The organism is Rhodanobacter sp. PCA2 (assembly GCF_013620825.1).
In the GTDB taxonomy this organism is placed as follows: Bacteria; Pseudomonadota; Gammaproteobacteria; order Xanthomonadales; family Rhodanobacteraceae; genus Rhodanobacter_A.
In genome coordinates, this window is the sequence record NZ_NJIC01000001.1 from 1 (window position 1) to 18,257 (window position 18,257).

Sequence of the window (18,257 nt, forward strand, 5' to 3'; positions counted from 1 at the left end):
CAGATCGTGCAGGTGAATTTCATCGAGCCGCCGCCGGTGCAGGAGGTGTCGCAGAACGCGGTCGCCGCCGCGCCGCCTGCGCCCCCGGCCCCGCCGGCGCCGCCCGCCGACATCGCCGCCGGTTCGGATCTCAGCTACAACAGCCGAATCACGCCGCGCTACCCGCCGCAGGCCATCCGCCAGCGCCACGAGGGCACGGTGATCCTGTTGATCCTGGTGGGCACCGACGGTACGCCGAAGGACATCAAGGTCGACAAGTCCAGCGGTTACCACGAGCTTGATCGCGCGGCGATCGAAACGGCACAGAAGTGGCGTTTCAATCCCGAGGTCAAGAACGGCAAGAAGGTGGAGGGCTACGCCCGCGTTCCCGTCACCTTCAACCTCAGCCAGATGTAATCCCCCCCGACACTGTCACCACAGTTCACGCCTGACTTCCCAAGGGTAGCGTTATGTTCCTACAGACTCCTGCACCGACCGATGCCGCCCAGGTGGCGGGCAACTCCAACGCCGAAGCCATGAAGCAGATGGGCTTCGCCAACCTCGCCCAGGGCTTCGACTGGCTGGGTTGGGTGGTGTTCATCACCCTGGTGGTGATGTCCTTCCTCTCCTGGTATTTCATCATCGCCAACACCATCCGCAACGGCATGGTGAAGTCGCGCGCCGATGGCGTGATCAACGGCTTCTGGAACAATGCCTCCACCCAGGACGCGATCCGCGAGCTGGAAGCCCAGCCCAAGAGCGAACCGTTCTCCAAGATCGCGCTGGACGCCGCCTCGGCGGTGGCCCACCACCAGCAGGCGAACAAGGGCGGCATCGCCGAGTCGCTGAGCCGCTCGGAGTTCGTCGACCGCGCCCTGCGCCAGGCCGTGGCCCGCGAGAGCCTGCGCCTCGAAGGCGGCCAGACGGTGCTCGCCACCGTGGGTTCGTCGGCACCGTTCGTCGGTCTGCTCGGTACGGTGTGGGGCATCTACCACGCCCTGATCGGCATCGCCGCCAGCGGCAACGCTTCGATGACCGCCGTGGCCGGCCCCGTGGGCGAGGCGCTGATCATGACCGCCATCGGTCTGTTCACCGCGATCCCGGCGCTGCTCGCGTTCAACTTCTTCAACCGGTCGAACCGCGTGATCTTCGCCCGTTTCGACGAGTTCGCGCACGACCTGCACGACTTCTTCGCGACCGGCTCGCGCGTCGAGTGAGGGGCTGAACCATGTCCATGAGCGTCGGAGGCGATACCGGCGGTCCGGTTTCGGAAATCAACGTCACGCCACTGGCTGACGTGATGCTGGTGCTGCTGATCATCTTCATGATCACGGCACCACTGATGTCCCACCCGATCACCGTCACGGTGCCGACTGCGAATCCGAAGAGCACCGAGGAGAAGGCTGCGGAAACCCCGCCGCTGGACCTGGCGATCAAGGAAGACGGCACGATGTACTTCCAGGATCACCCGGTCACCGAGGCGGAGCTGAAGTCCCAGCTGGCGGTGGCCGCGCAGAAGGCGCCGCAGCCGGAACTGCAGATCCGTGCCGAGAAGGGCCTCGAGTGGAAGACGGTGCGCAAGGTGATCAGTGACGCCAAGGGCCAGGGCATGGTGCACGTCGGCTTCATGACCACCGCGCCCGCGAAGGAGTAAGCAGTCATGGCGTTTTCCGTCAAATCCTCGTCGGGCCCGATGGCCGACATCAACATCACGCCGCTGATCGACGTGATGCTGGTGTTGCTGATCATCTTCATGGTGACGGCGCCGATTCCGCTGGAGAAGATCAAGATCGACCTTCCGCAGCCGAACCCGAACCAGACCCCGCCGACGAACCCGCCGGAGCCGATCAACCTCAAGATCGACGCCAGCGGCGCGTTCTACTGGAACGACACGCCGGTGGACGAACTGGGCCTCAAGGCGCAGTTCGCGGTGATCGCCCAGCAGACCAACCAGCCGGAAGTCCAGATCAAGGCAGCCGATGCCACCGCCTACCAGCATGTCGCTACCGTGCTGGCGGACGCGAAGCAGTACAACCTGACCAAGATCGGCTTCACCGACAGCGACTGACCAGCCGCCGCTGTCGCGACACCCGCGTTACCCGCGCCAACCCCCGCCCCGTGCGGGGGTTGGCGTTTGTGCGGGTCGAATCCCCGGCTGCCTGGCCGGGCGCGCCGGTCGCGACACGCACGGGCATCGCGTGGCGCGCCAGGCCGGACTCGATCGCGGCGAAACCACCGCGCCCGGGCGGTGCGGCTAGCGCAGTATCTGCAGGTAGTTGCGCACAGTGGCGGCCAGGCCTTCGTACAGCGCCTCGCCGATCAGCGCGTGGCCGATCGACACCTCGGCCAGCCCCGGGATCGCGGCCTTGAACGTGCCGAGGTTCGCCTGGCTGAGGTCGTGGCCCGCGTTCACCGCAAGGCCCGCCTGCTGCGCCTGCCGTGCAGTGGCGACGCAGGCCGCGAGCGCCGCGTCGGGCTCGCCGTCGGCGAACGCCTCGGCGTAGGGGCCGGTGTAGATCTCGATGCGCTGCACGCCGATCGCCTTCGCCGCCGCGAAATCCTGGCTGCCGGCGTCCACGAACAGGCTGACGCGGCTGCCGATCGCGTTGAGTTCCGCCACCAGCGGCCGCAGCCGGTCCAGGTCGCGGGCGAGGTCGAAACCGTGGTCGGAGGTGATCTGGCCGTCGCCGTCCGGCACCAGCGTCACCTGGCTGGGGCGCACCTCGCGCGCCAGCGCGACCAGGCCGGGGTAGGCGCCGCGCGCCGGGGCGAACGGGTTGCCCTCGATGTTGTACTCCACCCGCCCGCGCAGCATCGCGGCCAGCGCGCGCACGTCGTCCGGGCGCACGTGGCGCAGGTCCGGCCGCGGATGCACGGTGATGCCGCCGCAGCCGCTCTCGATGCAGGTCTGCGCCGCGCGGCAGATGTCGGGCTCCTGGCCGCCGCGCGAATTGCGCAGCACGGCGATCTTGTTGAGGTTGACGCTGAGCAGGGTCATGGCGGGCGGATCGTCACGGGAACACGGGGGAACGCAACACTGCGCCGATCAGCCCGCGTCGGCAAGCGCGAACAGGCGTATGCGTCGCGGCGCGCCGCGCCAGGCCAGCGCGGCAAAGGCATCGCCGCCCACGTGCAGCCGGTGCAGCTGCCACGCGGCGGGATCGTCGCCCTCCAGCGATCGCAGCGCCAGCCCGTCGGCGTCGCTGCGTATCGACAGGCGGTCCAGCCCGAACGCGAGGCCGCGACCCAGCGCCTTCAGCACCGCCTCGCGCGCCGTCCACAGTTCGAGGAACGCGGCACGGCGCGCGTCCTCGTCCAGCGTGGCGAGCCAGGTGGCTTCGTCGGCGGTGAAGAAGCGCTGCGCGATCTCCAGCGCGCTGGCGCGCGTGCGCCGCAGCTCCAGGTCGATGCCGGGCGCGATGCCGCGCGCCACCACGACCAGCGCCCGCTCGCCGCTGTGCGACCAGTTGAAATCCAGCGCGTCGTGGCTCTGCGCTACCAGTGCGGGGCGGCCGTGCTCGCCGGCCAGCAGCCGCACCGCGGACGGCTCGGTGCCGAGATAGGACGCGAGCAGCGCCAGCAGCGGCGCGCGCCCCGCGTCGCGCGGGCGCTGCACGTGCCAGACATGAACCTCGTCAGCGCGCAGGGGCTCTGCTACTTTCGCGGGAAGGAATCCGTCCAGGGCTTGCATGCACGCATGCTGACGGACGGACGCGGCCGCACACAAGCGGCAGATGGCATCGTAACTGCACGCGGGGAGGACCATGATCGCCGGCTGGCTGCTGCTGCTCGTCGCGCTGCTGTACGTGGGCCTGCTGTACTGCGTGGCGTGGGCGGGCGACCGGCGCCCGCTGTACCCGCGCCAGCCGCGGCTGCGGCCCATCGTCTACAGCCTGGCGCTGGCGGTGTACTGCTCGTCGTGGACGTTCTACGGCGCGGTGGGCACCGCCGCGCGCGAGGGCCTGGGTTACCTGCCGATCTATCTGGGACCGGTGCTGCTGTTCGTGTTCGGCTTCGACCTGCTGCGCCGGCTGGTGGAAGTGGCGCAGCAGCGCAACATCACCTCGATCGCCGACTTCATCGGCGCGCGCTTCGGCAAGTCGCACGGCCTGGCCGCGCTGGTGGCGGTGATCACGGTGGTGGCGATACTGCCGTACATCGCGCTGCAGCTGAAGGCGGTGGCGATGTCGTTCGCCGTGCTGGGCGGCAGCGGCAACCCGGGCCTGCACGGCGCGCTGGCGACCGACCCCGCGTTGTGGTGCGCCGGCCTGCTCGCGGTGTTCGCGATACTGTTCGGCACGCGCAGCATCGACGCCACCGAGCATCACCACGGCCTGATGCTGGCGATCGCGCTGGAATCGCTGATCAAGCTGGTGGCGTTCGTGGCGCTGGCGCTGTTCGCGCTGCACCACGGGCCCGGGCTGGCGGCGACGGTGAACCTGGCGAAGCACCACCCGGGCGACGGCCTCTCGGCGGGTTTCCTCACCCAGACGCTGCTGGCGTTCTTCGCGATGCTGTGCCTGCCGCGGCAGTTCCAGATCGGCGTGGTCGAATGCGAGGACCCGCGCGACCTGCATCGCGCGCGCTGGATGTTCCCGCTCTACATGCTCGCGATCAGCCTCGCGGTGCTGCCCATCGTGGCCACCGGCATGCAGTTGCCGGCGGTGCGCGACGGCCTCGCCGACGCCTGGGTGCTGAACCTGCCGCGCACGCTGGGCCACGGCGGCATGGCGATGCTGGCGTTCGTGGGCGGCTTCTCGGCGGCCACCGGCATGGTGATCGTGGCGGCCGTGGCGCTGTCCACCATGATCAGCAACGACCTCGTGATGCCGGCGTTGCTGCGCATGCGCCACCTGCGGCTGGAGCACCGCAGCGACCTCTCCAGACTGGTGCTTCGCGTGCGCCGCGTGGCGATCGTGGCGCTGGTGTCGCTGGCCTACGGCTACTACCGCGTGGTGGCCGACACCGAGAACCTCGCTGCCACCGGCCTGCTGGCGTTCGCCGCGGTGGCGCAACTCGCGCCGGCGATCGTGGCCGCGCTGTACTGGCGCGGCGCCAGCCGTCGCGGCGTGGTGATCGGCCTGGTGGCCGGCTTCGCGGTATGGGCCTACACGCTGCTGCTGCCGGCGGTGCTGCACGTGGGCAGCTGGCAGCAGGACGGCCCGCTGGGGCTGAGCTGGCTGCGGCCGCAGGCGCTGTTCCACCTGGGCGGCAGCGATCCGCTGCTGCACGGCACGCTGTGGTCGCTGCTGGTCAACGTGACCTGCCTGGTGTTCGTCTCGCTGCGCTGGCGGCCGAACCTGGAGGACCGCCTGCACGCGGCGCTGTTCGTCGATCCCTATGCGACGCGGCGCGGCGGCGCGGGCGACTGGCGCGGTCGCGTGGTGGTCGCCGACCTGCGCACCATCGCCACCCGCATCGTGGGCCGCCGCAGCACCGAGCGCGCGTTCGCGGACTACGAACGGCGCCGCGGCCGGCCGCTGCAGCCCGGCGAGTCGGCCGACCGCGCGCTGATCCAGCACACCGAACGCCTGCTCGCCGGCGCAGTGGGCGCGGCCAGCGCGCGGCGCATCCTGATGGGCATGCTGTCGGGCTCCGGCCTCGACATCGCCGAGGCGATGGCGCTGATGGACGAAGCCTCGCAGGAACTGCGCTTCAACCGCGAGCTGCTGTCCTCCACGCTGGAGAACGTGTCGCAGGGCATCAGCGTGGTCGACGTGCAGATGCGCCTGGTGGCGTGGAACCGGCGCTATCTTGAACTGTTCGGCTATCCCGACGGCATGGTCTACGTGGGCGTGCCGGTGGCCGACCTGATCCGCTGGAACGCCGAGCACGGCGAATGCGGTCCCGGCGAGGTGGCGGCGCACGTGACCAAGCGCATCGGCCACCTGCGCGCCGGCACGCCGCACGTTTTCCAGCGCGTGCGGGCGGACGGCAGCACCATCGAGATGCGCGGCCGCGCGCTGCCCGGCGGCGGCTACGTCACCACCTACACCGACGTCACCGCCTACAAGCGCGCCGAGGAGGCGCTGATCGAGGCGAACGAGACGCTGGAACAGCGCGTGGACCAGCGCACCGCCGAACTCAGCGAGGCGCTGGCCGCCACCGCGCAGGCGCAGCAGACCGCCGAGGCCGCGAACGTCTCCAAGACGCGCTTCCTCGCCGCCGCCAGCCACGACCTGCTGCAGCCTCTGAACGCCGCCCGGCTGTTCACCTCCGCGTTGCGCCAGCAACCGGCGCTGGATGCGGAATCGCGGCAACTGGCCGAGCGCATCGACGCCGCGTTCCGCGCGGCGGAAGACCTGCTCGACGCCCTGCTCGACACCTCGCGCCTGGACACCGGCAGCTACCAGCTGGAAGTCGGCAGCTTCGCGCTGTCCGACCTGTTCGAATCGTTGCAGGGACAGTTCGCGGTGATCGCCGAGCAGCGCGGCCTGCGCCTGCGCGTGGCGCCCACGCGGCTGGCCGTGCGCAGCGACCCGCAACTGCTGCGCCGCGTGCTGCAGAACTTCCTTTCCAACGCGCTGCGCTACACCCAGCGCGGCGGCGTGCTGCTGGGCGCGCGCCGCGTCGGCGAGGACGTGCGCATCGAGGTGTGGGACACCGGCCCCGGCATCGCCGCCGGCCAGCGCGCGCGCGTGTTCGACGAATTCCAGCGGCTGGAACAGCCGTCGCCGTGGGGCGAGAAGGGCCTGGGCCTGGGCTTGTCGATCTGCGACCGCATCGCGACCATGCTGGAGCACCGGCTGGACCTGCACTCGCGTCCCGGCCACGGCAGCTGTTTCGCGGTGATGGTGCCGCGCGCGCCCGCCGTGCCGCCGCGCCGGCAGGCGGTGCGCGGCGGCGTCAGCGACGAACAACTGCCGCTCACCGTGCTGTGCCTGGACGACGACGCGGCGATCCTCGACGGCATGCGCGCGCTGCTGGGCCGCTGGGGCGTGGACTGCCGCACCGCGCGCGACGTCGCCGCCGCCGCCGCCGAACTGCGGCGCGGTCCGGTCGACCTGATCCTCGCCGACTACCATCTCGACGGCATCGACGGCCTGCAGGCGCTGCAGCAGCTGCGCGCCGCCTGCCATCCGCTGCCGCCGGCCGCCCTGATCACCGCCGACGGCAGCAGCGACCTCAAGCAACGCACCCGCGCGCTGGGCTATCCGCTGCTGCACAAGCCGGTGCGGCCCGCGGCGCTGCGCGCGCTGCTGACGGCGCTGGTGAGGAAGCAGTCGGAAAGGCGCGTGGGCGCCTGAGCGGTCGAAATGCGGCGCCCAGGCCTTTTGTCTGCAGCGGCCGGACGCAATGCCGCCCGGACGAAGGATCAGCCGCAGCACCCCGTCGCCGAGCCCGCCGACTGCATCGGCGGGCACTTCACGCTGCCATAGGAACAGAACACGCAGCAGTCGCCCGCCAGCGGCTTGAGCAGCGTCTTGCAGGCGGTGCATTCGTAGAAATAGATGCACGCGTCGGTGGGCATCGTTTCGGCGCGGGCGTGGCCGCAGGCCGGGCAGGTGAGCACGGAGGTGAGCTTGATGGTTTCTTGCATGGCCGGAACCGTGGTTGACCCGTTGATGCCTGCCTGCGTGCTCTGTGGCGCAGGCTTGAACGCAAGGCTAGCACCTGCTCCCGGTTGCGATCGCCTGCCCGATGCCCGGCTCGTTGCCGCCGGGGGCCGCGCGGCGGAAATCACGCGTGCGGTGCTGCGGGTTTGCCGTGGCGAAGAACGTGCGGATTGGGGAACAGACAAGCGGCAGGAAGACCTGCCCGAGGATGATCGGGAGCTTGTCAGCGCATCTCGAAAAGCTCCTGATGGAACGCTTCCCGGGGTAGCCCCGCGGCAACCAGGTCGGCGCAAAGGTCCCGACCGAAGGCAGCGGGGCCGCAGAACCACACGCTGGCTTCTCGCCACCCGGGCACCACCGCGCGCAGATGTTCGCCGGTCAGGAGGCCGCCTTGGGGGCTGGCGAACAGGTGCAGCGTGACACCGGCAGCCACGCTGTCGGCGCGCAGCTTCTCGATGGCCAGCGGGTCGACTGTGCTGGTCGGATGGAACAAGTCGATGGGTCGTGGATCCGGCTTCCCGTCCCGCGCCAGATACTTCATGCGCGCAATGAACGGCGTGATCCCGATTCCCGCGCCTATCCATATCTGGCGGGGGCGGTCGTCGTCGAACGTGAAGCAGCCGTAGGGCCCCTCGATCTTCACCCGGTCGTTTACCCGCAGGCGCTCCGGCAAGCGGCGGGTGTGGTCGCCGAGGGCCTTGGTGATCAGGGTGATGCGTCGTCCGTTCTCCGGCTCCCAGGCTGAAGCGATCGTATAGGGATGTGCGCCCTCCCTTGCGTCGGAGGTGGCGAAAGCAAACTGTCCTGTCCGATGGCCGGGCCAATCCGCGTCCATCCGTAGCGTGGTCTCCAGCACGTTCAATGCCGGGTAGGTTTGCAGCGATTCAATGAGGCCGTGCGAGGTACGCCGCGCGCCAACCCTGCCCAGCAGCACGTAGGCGGCCGAGAACGTGCCGCTGGCAAGCAGTACGGCCAGCGCCCAGCCCACGGGCTGCGCCCAGTAGGCAAACTTGACCAGCACCACGCTGTGGAAAACCAGCACCAGGTAGGCCACGGCCAGCCAATGGTGGGTCTTGGCAAACAGCCGGTAGGGAAAGCGCCGGACCAGGGCCAGCACCAGCAGCACTGCAGCGATGTAGAAAGCCCATTCGCCCACGCTTTCCGCCAGGCCGCGCCAGTCGCGCAGGATCGATTCGACGCCCCCCGCGGACTCGCCCGCGCCCCGGGCTCTGCGCCCGGGCCGGGTCAGCCAACCCCAGCCCACGGCCCACTTCGTGCCTTGCGCCAGCAGCCAGTGCGCCGTGGCGGTCGCCAATGCGGCGATGCCCAGCCACTTGTGCAGCCGGTACATCTTGTCCAGGCCGTTGAAGCCCTGCTCCAGCCATTTGGGGCGAGTGGCCAGCACCATGGCCAGGGACATCGCGCCGATGGCCAGCACGCCGCTGTATTGGATCCATGCGGTACGCAAGGCGAAGTAACCGGGCTGCGCGGGCCAAAGCGTATCGGCAAAAAGCCACAGGACGCTCAACGCCAGCACGAAAATCCAGAATGTCCAGACGATTCTCTTCATTCCGCATCCGCACCATGTTCAGAGGACGCGCCTGCTGCGCGAGTCGGGCGACAGCAATGCACGTGCGCCAGAGATTTCATTTGAACCGGCTCCTGACCCAGGCATGGCGGAGTAGCCATTCCAATCTCGCCACCCAACCTTCAGCGAACCTTTGAAACAAGCATCAGCCGGGGCATGGAACCCGCTGCATGCCCACCGAGGCATGGAACCGCCCCGGCGTGGGTGTAACCGTGCCCTCGATGTACCCAGTTTCCCCCCGATGTGCGTCAGTTGTGCACCGCAGCGGCGTTTTGTCCCGCTCGATCCCGGGCTTCCACGGGCGCGAGGGATGTTCTTCGGCTCCATTCCCTTCCGCGGCGCCACGACAGCGACGTCTCCCGGGGCCGTGACGGCTCGTCGTGGCCGCATCGACGCAATCCACCCAGGACGAATGCTTCGTGTGTTGCGCGACGGCGTGGCGCGGCTTCTTGCTCCACTTCCTCGTCGCCCGGCAACGGCTGCATCGTGCCGGGTTCGACGGCGATCACGATGCGCGTGCGGAATGGCTGCGGTGCGGGCGCGGCGGTGCGCATGGCGATGTCGTCGCCGTCGAAGAGTCCGGGGATGCGGGCCGAGGCGTCGAACCCGCCCATGCACGACGGGCAGCGGGGCTCACCGGCGCAATGGAGTGCTGCGGAATTGCCGTCAGGCGCCGCGCCTTTTCGCTTGCCCCGGTCTCCCGTATTTCTCCACGTAATCCGAAAACCGGTGGGCAAGTTCCCTTTCCTTGCCCAGCGGCATTCGCCGCATGGGCTCGCCCGTTTCGATGTGCTCGAACGGGTTCTGCGGATGGTCCAGGAACTCGGTGATGCGGGACATGCAATCGATCTCGTTGTCGTAGTGGCGACGCGCCAGCGTGGCCAGACTGTCCGACACGTAGACATTCGTGGGGATGACCGAAATGATCTCGCCTGCATCGACCTCGGCATCGATGTAGTGCAGCGTGATGCCCAGGGGTTTCATCCCGTACAGCGCCCACTTGAATGCATCCAGGCCGCGGCACGCGGGAATGATGCCGGGATGGCAGTTGATGATCTTCTTTCCCCGGACGCATCCGGGCGACAGCACGCCCGCTCCCAGGATCAGGTACACATCGCAGGCGTCGTCGATGTCCCGGTCGCTCGCGCATTCGACGTACGGGATGCCGTGCTTTTCGGCCATGGCCTGCGGGGCCACCGCGGCCGACTGGTCCGGGCGATGGTCGAACAGCGTCTCCCGGCGTTTTCTCGGCGTGAAGGGCAGCGCGTACATCCTGAGCCCGAAGTCCTGCTGCAGGATCCGCTGCAGCACCTGTTCCGTTTTCAGGTGCGGGCAGTGGTAGGTGACCAGTCCGACCGTCTTGAGCTGCATGTGCGTGTCTCCTTTCACTGGTGACCGATGCCTGGCGGACCCCTGACGGGACGTGTGCGGCGATGCTCCGGCATCATCGTCCCGTGGCGGACAGGTGTTGCCCCTTGTCCGCACATGCGCGCGGGCAAGCCGCTTGGCATCTCACATGAAAGGATGTCGCTGTTTGGTATACACCGCGGGCTCGCGGGGTGCGGGCCCCGGCGATCCGGCCCCGGGTGGCGTGCGACCAAGGCGGTCTGGCGGCAAGGATCGGCTCCCGCTGCATTGCGCAGGGATCGCGCGCGACGGCGTTGCCTGCTGCATCGACGATGCAACGGGCCTCACTCCGCCTCCTCGTCCTCCGGCAGCGGCTGCATCGCGCCGGGTTCGACGGCGAGCTGGCTGGCGGCCAGCGCCACCTGCGTGCGGTTGTTGACGCCCAGCTTGCGCATGATGGCGGTCATGTGCGCCTTCACGGTGGCTTCGGAGACGCCCAGTTCCCAGGCGATCTGCTTGTTGAGCAGGCCTTCGGCGATCATGGTGAGCACGCGGAACTGCTGCGGGGTGAGCGCGGCGACGCGGGCGGCGATGTCGGCTTCGCCAGGCTTGAGTTCGGCGCTGCCGCCGACCAGGTGCGGCGGCAGCCAGACGTCGCCGTCGAGCACGGCGCGGATCGCGCGGACGATGTCCTCGCCGGCCGTGGATTTCGGGATGTAGGCGGCGGCGCCGTGGGCCAGCGCGCGCCGCGCGACCTGGGCTTCCTCGTGGCCGGAGACCACGATGGTGGGCAGGCCGGGGTACTGGCCGCGGATGTGCGCCAGCGCGGAGTAGCCGCGGGCACCGGGCATGTGCAGGTCCAGCAGCAGCAGGTCGGCGTCGGGATACTGCTCGATCAGCGTGTACAGGCCATGCACGCTTTCCGCGGTGCGCACCTGCGCCTGCGGCAACGCGGCGAGCACGGCGCGCTGCAGGGCGTCGCGGAACAGCGGATGGTCGTCGGCGATCAGGATGTCGGGCATGGCGTGCTGTCCGTCACCCCGGCGAAAGCCGGGGTCCAGTGTCTTGCGTCCGGGGAGCGCTGGATTCCGGCCTTCGCCGGAACGACGAAGTGGGGAGTCACTTGATCAGGCGTTCCTCGACCAGGCTTTTCACCACGCCGGGGTCGGCGAGGGTGGAGATGTCGCCGAGCTGGTCGGGCTGGTTCTCGCCGATCTTGCGCAGGATGCGGCGCATGATCTTGCCCGAGCGGGTCTTCGGCAGGCCGGCCGCCCACTGGATGTAGTCGGGCGTGGCGATCGGGCCGATTTCCTTGCGCACCCAGGTGATCAGTTCCTTCTTGAACGCGTCGCTGCCGGTCTCGCCCGCCACCAGGGTGACGTAGGCGTAGATGCCCTGGCCCTTGATGTCGTGCGGGCAGCCGACCACGGCGGCCTCGGCCACCTTGGGGTGCGCCACCAGCGCGCTTTCCACCTCGGCGGTGCCGATGCGGTGGCCGCTGACGTTGATCACGTCGTCGACGCGGCCGGTGATCCAGTAGTAGCCGTCCTCGTCGCGGCGCGCGCCGTCGCCGGTGAAGTAGTTGCCGGGGTAGGCGCTGAAGTAGGTCTCGATGAAGCGCTGGTGGTCGCCGTACACCGTGCGCATCTGGCCGGGCCAGGAATCGGTGAGCAGCAGGTTGCCCTCGGCCACGCCTTCCTGCACCTCGCCGTTCGCGTCCACGATGGCCGGCTTGATGCCGAAGAACGGCTTGGTGGCGGAGCCGGGCTTGGTGTCGATGGCGCCGGGCAGCGGGCTGATGAGGATGCCGCCGGTCTCGGTCTGCCACCAGGTGTCGACGATGGGCAGGCGGCTCTCGCCCACCACGCGGTGGTACCACTCCCAGGCCTCGGGGTTGATCGGCTCGCCCACCGAGCCGAGCACGCGCAGCGACGCGCGCGAGCACTTCTTCACCGGCGCCTCGCCTTCGCGCATCAGCGCGCGGATCGCGGTGGGCGCGGTGTAGAACAAGGTCACCTTGTGCTTGTCGATGACCTGCCAGAAGCGGCTGAAGTCGGGGTAGTTCGGCACGCCGTCGAACATCAGCGTGGTGGCGCCGTTGCACAGCGGGCCGTACACCACGTAGCTGTGGCCGGTGACCCAGCCCACGTCGGCGGTGCACCAGTAGACGTCGTCGTCGCGCAGGTCGAACACGCATTCGTGGGTGTAGCTGGTGAACACCAGGAAGCCCGCCGAGGTGTGCAGCACGCCCTTGGGCTTGCCGGTGGAACCGGAGGTGTAGAGGATGAACAGCGGGTGTTCCGCTTCCATCGGCTCGGCCGGGCAGTCGGCGGACTGGCCTTCCATCAGGTTGTGCCAGTAGCGGTCGCGCGGCGATTGCATCGGCACGGCGCTGCCGGTGCGGCGCACCACCACCACGGTTTCCACGCTGTTGGTGCCGGGACGCTTCAGCGCCTCGTCCACGTTGGTCTTGAGCGGGATCTTGCGGCCGCCGCGCACGCCTTCGTCGGCGGTCACCACGACCTTGCACTGCGAGTCGGCGACGCGCCCGGCCAGCGAATCGGGCGAGAAGCCGCCGAACACCACCGAGTGGGTCGCGCCGATGCGCGCGCAGGCCAGCATCGCCACCGCGGCCTCGGGGATCATCGGCAGGTAGATCGCCACGCGGTCGCCCTTGGCCACGCCGAGGTGCTTCAGCGTGTTGGCGAACTTGCACACTTCGGCGTGCAGCTGGCGATAGGTGAGCGTGCGCGATTCGTCCGGATCGTCGCCCTCGAAGATGATGGCCGCCTTGTCGCCGCGCTCGGCGAGGTGGCGGTCGAGGCAATTCGCGGCCACGTTGAGCGTGCCGTCCTCGTACCAGCGGATGTGCAGGTCCTTCGGGTCGAAGGAAACGTCCTTGATCCGGGTGGGCTTCTTCGCCCAGTCCACCCGCTCGCCCACCTTGGCCCAGAAGCCCTCGGGGTCCTTGACCGACTCGGCGTACAGACGCTCGTAATCGTCCTTGCGGATACGCGCCTTGGCGGCGAACGCGGGGTCGACGGGGTGGATCGTGGACATGCGGGTCTCCTGCTGACGAGGTCGTGGGGGCGGGATGCGGAGCCTGGCGCGAACGGCGCGGGCCTGGCTTCGAGTGTAGCGGCGTCGTCGGGGCGTCGAGGAGCGGGACGTATCGACTTTGGTCGAGACAAGACCATCGGCGAATAGTCTTGCGATCGATCGAATGAGCATGCTCGACCCACAGTCCGCCCTGGGGAACGCCTCATGAGATCGACACTTGTCCGTCGGGTGCGCCGGCCGCTGGCGCTCGGGATCGCCTGCGCACTCGCACTGCCGCTGGCCGCGCAGGCCCAGACCGCCACCGCCGCACGCGAGCAGCAACTGGAGCAGCGCGTGGACCAGCTGGAACAGGAACTGGCCCAGCTCAAGGCGATGATCCAGGCGCAGAAGCAGCAGCAGGCGGCGCAGCCCGCGCCGGCGGCGCCCGCGCAGAACGTCGCCGCCGCGCCGGCCGCCGCTTCCAAGCCGGTGTTCAGCAGCGCGCCGGGCGTGTCGGTGGCCTTGCACGGCTTCGTCAGCGCCAGCGCCTTCAGCCAGAACAAGAGCTTCACCTTCGGCAACGGCACCAACGCGGAATTCCCGGTGCCCGGCTCCAAGGGTTCGCTGAGCGGCATGGACGTGCGCAACTCGCGCTTCTGGCTGGATTTCAGCGGCGCCAAGTTCGCCGGCGACTGGGTCGGCGGCGGCCGCATCGAGATGGACTTCTTCGGCGGCTTCAACGGCACCGGCGCGTACAGCCAGCAGCAGCCCACGCCGCGCCTGCGCCAGGCCTACATGGACATCACCAATCCGCTCACCGGCACCACCGTGCGCGTGGGCCAGCAGTGGGAGTTGATGTTCCCGCTGGACAACGTCCCGGACTCGCTCTCGCACATCGCGTTCCCGCTGGGCTTCGGCTCCGGCATGGTGGGCTGGCGTTTCCCCGGCGTGGTGGTGATGCAGGACCTCAACCACGGCAGCGACGGCGCCAAGTGGCGGCTGGACCTGGGCGCGTTCGAAGGCCACTGGAGCGGCCCGGGCGACAACGTGAACTACCTCACCGCGGGCAATGCGGGCTTCCGTCCGCAGCTGGAAGCGCGCCTGCGCGTGGCCGACAAGGACTGGGTCGCCTACGCCGCGGCGCACTACAGCGAGGTGAACCTCAAGGGCGTGGGCGACACCGTGGCTGCGCCGATCAAGGACAAGGTCAAGAGCGTGGGCTACGAGGTGGGCGGCGCCTGGACGCCCGGCCCATGGGTGTTCAAGGGCCTGCTCTACACCGGCAACGGCCTGGGCCAGATCTTCGGCGCGCTGGCGCAGTTCGGCGACATCTCCGAGAGCGGCGGCTACGTGCAGGCCGGCTACAAGTTCACCCCGAACTGGAGCGTGTACGCGTTCTACGGCATGGCCAAGCCCGATCGCAACGACGTGCTGCGCTGGATCGGCGCCGCCGGCCGCCTGAAGAGCCAGCAGTCCGCGCTGAGCGTGCAGTACGCCGCCGGGGCGTATGCGCTGAGCGCGGAGTGGATGCACGACAAGCTGGATTCGGCGAATGGCGCCGCGGCCACCCGCACCACTACCGGCAACCAGGTGAGCCTCAACGGCATTTACAAGTTCTAGGCCAGTCGACGGCCCCGCAGGGGCCATCGCGGGAAGCGCAGCGGCGCAGCCGGCTGCGTGTAGCGCCGGCCCGGAAGCGTGGCGCGAGCGATACGGAAGGAAACGGTTTCAAGGCCACTGCGGGGCGCGGGGCGGGGGTTCCGCGCCAGCCGCAGCGGCATGCCGCGGTCGCCGTCCGGCGGCAGCAAACCATGCGCTCCGCCGTCGGCGGTTCACATCGACCAATGGCCGTTCCGCGGGGGGCGGCCATCCACAGCAAACGGAGGGGATATGGCCACCACCATCGACGCCATCGGGAAATCCGCTGACGGACTGGATGTCAGCCACCGGCGGGTGATCCTGGCATCCAGCCTCGGCACCGTGTTCGAGTGGTACGACTTCTACCTGTACGGTTCGCTGGCCGTGATCATCGGCCACCAGTTCTTCTCCGGATTGAACGAGGCCAGCCAGCTGGTGTTCGCGCTGCTGGCGTTCGCCGCCGGCTTCGCGGTGCGCCCGTTCGGCGCGCTGGTGTTCGGCCGCGTGGGCGATCTGGTCGGGCGCAAGTACACCTTCCTCATCACCATCGTGATCATGGGCCTGTCCACCTTCTTCGTGGGCCTGCTGCCCAGCTACAAATCGATCGGCGTCGCCGCGCCGGTGATCCTGATCGCCTTGCGCATGCTGCAGGGCCTGGCGCTGGGCGGCGAATACGGCGGTGCGGCGACCTACGTGGCCGAGCATGCGCCGGACGGCAAGCGCGGGCTGTACACCAGCTTCATCCAGATCACCGCCACCTTCGGCCTGTTCCTCTCGCTGCTCATCATCCTGGGCTGCAAGTGGCTGGTGGGCGACAAGTTCGACGACTGGGGCTGGCGCATTCCGTTCCTGCTGTCCTCGCTGCTGCTGGCGGTGTCGGTGTACATCCGCATGCAGCTGCACGAGTCGCCGGTGTTCAAGCAGATGAAGGAGGAGGGCAAGACCTCGAAGGCGCCGCTCACCGAATCCTTCGCGCGCTGGAGCAACCTCAAGGTGGTGATCCTCGCGTTGCTGGGCGCCACCGCCGGCCAGGCCGTGGTGTGGTACTGCGGCCAGTTCTACGCGATGTACTTCCTCGGCAGCACGCTGAAGATCGACGCCACCACCACGCAGCTGCTGATCGCCGGCGCGCTGCTGATCGGCACGCCGTTCTTCGTGGTGTTCGGCTGGCTGTCGGACAAGGTGGGGCGCAAGCCGGTGGTGCTGGCCGGCTGCCTGCTGGCCGCGCTCACCTACTTCCCGATCTTCAAGGCGATCACCCACTACGCCAATCCGGCGGTGGAGGCGGCAGGCCGTTCCGCGCCGGTCACCGTGATCGCCGACCCGGCGAACTGCGCGCTGCAGATCAACCTCACCGGCACGCAGAGCTACACCAGTTCCTGCGACGTGGCGAAGAGCTATCTCGCCAAGCGTGGCGTGCCCTACACCAACGTCGCGGCGCCTGCCGGGGAAGTGGCCAAGGTGAGCGTGGGCGGGCAGAGCTTCGTGTCGTTCGAAGGCACCGGCCTCGCCAAGGCGGATTTCGGCGCCCGCAGCGGCGACTTCGGCAAGACCGTGGGCGCGGCACTGGACCAGGCCGGCTATCCGGCCAAGGCCGATCCGTCCAAGATCAACTACCCGATGCTGCTGCTGATGCTGACCCTCCTGGTGATCTACGTGACGATGGTCTACGGGCCGATCGCCGCGTGGCTGGTGGAGATGTTCCCCACCCGCATCCGCTACACCTCGATGAGCCTGCCGTACCACATCGGCAACGGCTGGTTCGGCGGCTTCCTGCCCTCGGTATCGTTCGGCATCGTGGCGCTCACCGGCAACATCTACTCCGGCCTGTGGTATCCCGTGGTGATCGCGATGATGACCTTCGTGATCGGCCTGCTGTTCGTGCGCGAGACCAAGGACGTGGACATCAGCGCCTGATCCGGCGGCATGGCCAGGACGAAGACGCGGCGGCGCGAGTCGCCGCGTCTTCGTTCGTGTCGCGCGGACTGAGATCGCCGCGCGGCACACTCCGCGGATGCACGAGCCGGGCCATCCAGCGCAAGCGATCAAGGGCCGCGGCGCCGCTTCCAATCCGGAGGGGCGCTTCGAGTCCATCCGCCACCACGCGGAGGACGACGGCTGGCAGGGTGCGTTGCTGGACGAAACAGCGCCGCGCCCGCGCACCGAGGTCACCGACGAACGCGTGCGCAGCGTCATTACCCGCAACGACTCGCCCGACATCGCCTTCGAGCAGGCGATGAATCCGTACCGCGGTTGCGAGCACGGCTGCATCTACTGTTTCGCGCGGCCCAGCCACAGCTACCTCAACCTGTCGCCGGGGCTGGATTTCGAGACGAAGATCCGCGCCAAGGGCAACCTCGCCGAGGTGCTGCGCGCGGAACTGGCGAAACCGGGCTACGTGCCGAAGCCGATCAACATCGGCAGCAACACCGATCCCTACCAGCCGGTCGAGAAACGCTGGCGGCTCACCCGCGCCGCGCTGGACGTGCTGGCCGAGTGCCACCACCCCTGCACCATCGTCACCAAGAACGCGCTGGTGGAACGCGATCTCGACCTGCTCGCGGCGATGGCGCGCGAAAAGCTGGTGCAGGTGTTCGTCTCGGTGAATTCGCTGGACAACCGGCTCGCCGCGAAACTGGAGCCGCGCGCCAGCGCGCCGCATCGCCGGCTGCAGGCGATCGCCGCGCTTGCCGGGGCCGGCGTGCCGGTGGGCGTGCTGGTGGCGCCGATCATTCCCGCGCTGAACGACAAGGACATGGAAGCCGTGCTCGAACGCGCCTGCGACGCCGGCGCGCGCTGCGCCGGCTACACCGTGCTGCGCCTGCCGTGGGAGCTGAAGCAGCTGTTCCGCGAATGGCTGGCGCTGCACGCGCCGCAGCGCGCCGAACACGTGATGAGCCTGGTGCAGCAGATGAACGGCGGTCGCGACTACGACAGCAACTTCGCCACCCGCATGCGCGGGCAGGGCGTGTTCGCGGAGTTGCTGCGCAAGCGCTTCGAGATCGCCTGCCGCCGGCACGGTTTCGGCCGCGCGCGCGAACTGCGGCTCGACGCCTCGCGCTTCGTGCCGCCGCGCAAACCGTCGCCGCAGGGCGAATTGTTCTGATCGC

The 18,257-nt window shown here is 68.9% G+C and carries 16 protein-coding genes; 8 read left to right on the plus strand and 8 right to left on the minus strand.

Going from position 1 to position 18,257, the window contains the following annotated elements:
* From PCA_RS00005 to PCA_RS00020, 4 genes are all read left to right on the plus strand, one after another.
* A partial coding sequence (locus tag PCA_RS00005) for an energy transducer TonB (RefSeq protein WP_181300061.1) occupies window positions 1-396 on the plus strand: 396 nt, incomplete at its 5' end.
* Between the two features lie 53 nt (window positions 397-449).
* Window positions 450-1,196, plus strand: a complete 747-nt coding sequence (locus PCA_RS00010) for a MotA/TolQ/ExbB proton channel family protein (RefSeq protein WP_181300062.1) — start codon at window positions 450-452, stop codon at window positions 1,194-1,196.
* A gap of 11 nt (window positions 1,197-1,207) precedes the next feature.
* Window positions 1,208-1,633 carry a biopolymer transporter ExbD gene (locus PCA_RS00015; protein WP_181300063.1) on the plus strand — a complete coding sequence of 142 codons (426 nt, stop codon included), beginning with the start codon at window positions 1,208-1,210 and terminating at the stop codon, window positions 1,631-1,633.
* A 6-nt stretch (window positions 1,634-1,639) separates the two neighbouring features.
* Complete coding sequence (locus tag PCA_RS00020; protein WP_181300064.1) at window positions 1,640-2,047, plus strand: biopolymer transporter ExbD; 408 nt, start codon at window positions 1,640-1,642, stop codon at window positions 2,045-2,047.
* A gap of 186 nt (window positions 2,048-2,233) precedes the next feature.
* On the opposite strand, the gene PCA_RS00025 is transcribed toward PCA_RS00020, so the two are convergent.
* Together PCA_RS00025 and PCA_RS00030 are read right to left on the minus strand one after the other, a co-directional pair.
* Window positions 2,234-2,977, minus strand: a complete 744-nt coding sequence (locus PCA_RS00025) for a pyridoxine 5'-phosphate synthase (protein ID WP_181300065.1) — start codon at window positions 2,975-2,977, stop codon at window positions 2,234-2,236.
* A gap of 48 nt (window positions 2,978-3,025) precedes the next feature.
* A complete protein-coding gene (locus PCA_RS00030) occupies window positions 3,026-3,595 on the minus strand; it encodes a 4'-phosphopantetheinyl transferase superfamily protein (protein WP_343204379.1) in 570 nt (189 codons plus the stop codon).
* Window positions 3,596-3,743: 148 nt separating this feature from the next.
* Here PCA_RS00030 and PCA_RS00035 point away from each other — a divergent pair, with 148 nt between their 5' ends.
* Window positions 3,744-7,226, plus strand: a complete 3,483-nt coding sequence (locus PCA_RS00035) for a PAS domain-containing hybrid sensor histidine kinase/response regulator (RefSeq protein WP_181300067.1) — start codon at window positions 3,744-3,746, stop codon at window positions 7,224-7,226.
* 68 nt (window positions 7,227-7,294) lie between these two features.
* Here PCA_RS00035 and PCA_RS00040 read toward each other — a convergent pair whose 3' ends face one another.
* The 6 genes from PCA_RS00040 to acs all read right to left on the minus strand — a co-directional run bounded on the left by PCA_RS00040 (window position 7,295) and on the right by acs (window position 13,530).
* Complete coding sequence (locus PCA_RS00040) at window positions 7,295-7,519, minus strand: GDCCVxC domain-containing (seleno)protein (protein WP_181300068.1); 225 nt, start codon at window positions 7,517-7,519, stop codon at window positions 7,295-7,297.
* 239 nt (window positions 7,520-7,758) lie between these two features.
* Window positions 7,759-9,105 carry a ferric reductase-like transmembrane domain-containing protein gene (locus PCA_RS00045; RefSeq protein WP_181300069.1) on the minus strand — a complete coding sequence of 449 codons (1,347 nt, stop codon included), beginning with the start codon at window positions 9,103-9,105 and terminating at the stop codon, window positions 7,759-7,761.
* A gap of 266 nt (window positions 9,106-9,371) precedes the next feature.
* Entirely contained in the window at window positions 9,372-9,737 is a 366-nt protein-coding gene (locus PCA_RS00050; RefSeq protein ID WP_181300070.1) for a hypothetical protein, read from the minus strand.
* A gap of 52 nt (window positions 9,738-9,789) precedes the next feature.
* The gene (locus PCA_RS00055; RefSeq protein ID WP_181300071.1) at window positions 9,790-10,494 is read right to left on the minus strand and encodes a formyltransferase family protein; all 705 of its coding nucleotides are present in this window, start codon (window positions 10,492-10,494) and stop codon (window positions 9,790-9,792) included.
* 320 nt (window positions 10,495-10,814) lie between these two features.
* A complete protein-coding gene (locus tag PCA_RS00060) occupies window positions 10,815-11,492 on the minus strand; it encodes a response regulator transcription factor (protein ID WP_181300072.1) in 678 nt (225 codons plus the stop codon).
* Between the two features lie 97 nt (window positions 11,493-11,589).
* Window positions 11,590-13,530, minus strand: a complete 1,941-nt coding sequence (acs, locus tag PCA_RS00065; RefSeq protein ID WP_181300073.1) for an acetate--CoA ligase — start codon at window positions 13,528-13,530, stop codon at window positions 11,590-11,592.
* A gap of 204 nt (window positions 13,531-13,734) precedes the next feature.
* Here acs and PCA_RS00070 point away from each other — a divergent pair, with 204 nt between their 5' ends.
* The 3 genes from PCA_RS00070 (at window position 13,735) to PCA_RS00080 (ending at window position 18,253) form a co-directional block, all read left to right on the plus strand.
* Window positions 13,735-15,129, plus strand: coding sequence for a porin (locus PCA_RS00070; RefSeq protein ID WP_181300074.1), 1,395 nt, complete (start codon window positions 13,735-13,737; stop codon window positions 15,127-15,129).
* A 270-nt stretch (window positions 15,130-15,399) separates the two neighbouring features.
* The gene (locus PCA_RS00075) at window positions 15,400-17,064 is read left to right on the plus strand and encodes an MFS transporter (protein ID WP_181300075.1); all 1,665 of its coding nucleotides are present in this window, start codon (window positions 15,400-15,402) and stop codon (window positions 17,062-17,064) included.
* A 97-nt stretch (window positions 17,065-17,161) separates the two neighbouring features.
* The gene (locus PCA_RS00080) at window positions 17,162-18,253 is read left to right on the plus strand and encodes a PA0069 family radical SAM protein (RefSeq protein WP_181300076.1); all 1,092 of its coding nucleotides are present in this window, start codon (window positions 17,162-17,164) and stop codon (window positions 18,251-18,253) included.
* The last annotated feature ends 4 nt before the right edge of the window (window positions 18,254-18,257 follow it).

Coding starts and splice junctions, on each gene's coding strand:
- PCA_RS00045 (WP_181300069.1), bottom strand. CDS start 9,105: ATGAAGAGAATCGTCTGGACATTCTGGATTTTCGTGCTGGCGTTGAGC.
- PCA_RS00060 (WP_181300072.1), bottom strand. CDS start 11,492: ATGCCCGACATCCTGATCGCCGACGACCATCCGCTGTTCCGCGACGCC.
- PCA_RS00070 (WP_181300074.1), top strand. CDS start 13,735: ATGAGATCGACACTTGTCCGTCGGGTGCGCCGGCCGCTGGCGCTCGGG.
- PCA_RS00050 (WP_181300070.1), bottom strand. CDS start 9,737: ATGGGCGGGTTCGACGCCTCGGCCCGCATCCCCGGACTCTTCGACGGC.
- acs (WP_181300073.1), bottom strand. CDS start 13,530: ATGTCCACGATCCACCCCGTCGACCCCGCGTTCGCCGCCAAGGCGCGT.
- PCA_RS00025 (WP_181300065.1), bottom strand. CDS start 2,977: ATGACCCTGCTCAGCGTCAACCTCAACAAGATCGCCGTGCTGCGCAAT.
- PCA_RS00080 (WP_181300076.1), top strand. CDS start 17,162: ATGCACGAGCCGGGCCATCCAGCGCAAGCGATCAAGGGCCGCGGCGCC.
- PCA_RS00035 (WP_181300067.1), top strand. CDS start 3,744: ATGATCGCCGGCTGGCTGCTGCTGCTCGTCGCGCTGCTGTACGTGGGC.
- PCA_RS00020 (WP_181300064.1), top strand. CDS start 1,640: ATGGCGTTTTCCGTCAAATCCTCGTCGGGCCCGATGGCCGACATCAAC.
- PCA_RS00010 (WP_181300062.1), top strand. CDS start 450: ATGTTCCTACAGACTCCTGCACCGACCGATGCCGCCCAGGTGGCGGGC.
- PCA_RS00055 (WP_181300071.1), bottom strand. CDS start 10,494: ATGCAGCTCAAGACGGTCGGACTGGTCACCTACCACTGCCCGCACCTG.
- PCA_RS00040 (WP_181300068.1), bottom strand. CDS start 7,519: ATGCAAGAAACCATCAAGCTCACCTCCGTGCTCACCTGCCCGGCCTGC.
- PCA_RS00015 (WP_181300063.1), top strand. CDS start 1,208: ATGTCCATGAGCGTCGGAGGCGATACCGGCGGTCCGGTTTCGGAAATC.
- PCA_RS00075 (WP_181300075.1), top strand. CDS start 15,400: ATGGCCACCACCATCGACGCCATCGGGAAATCCGCTGACGGACTGGAT.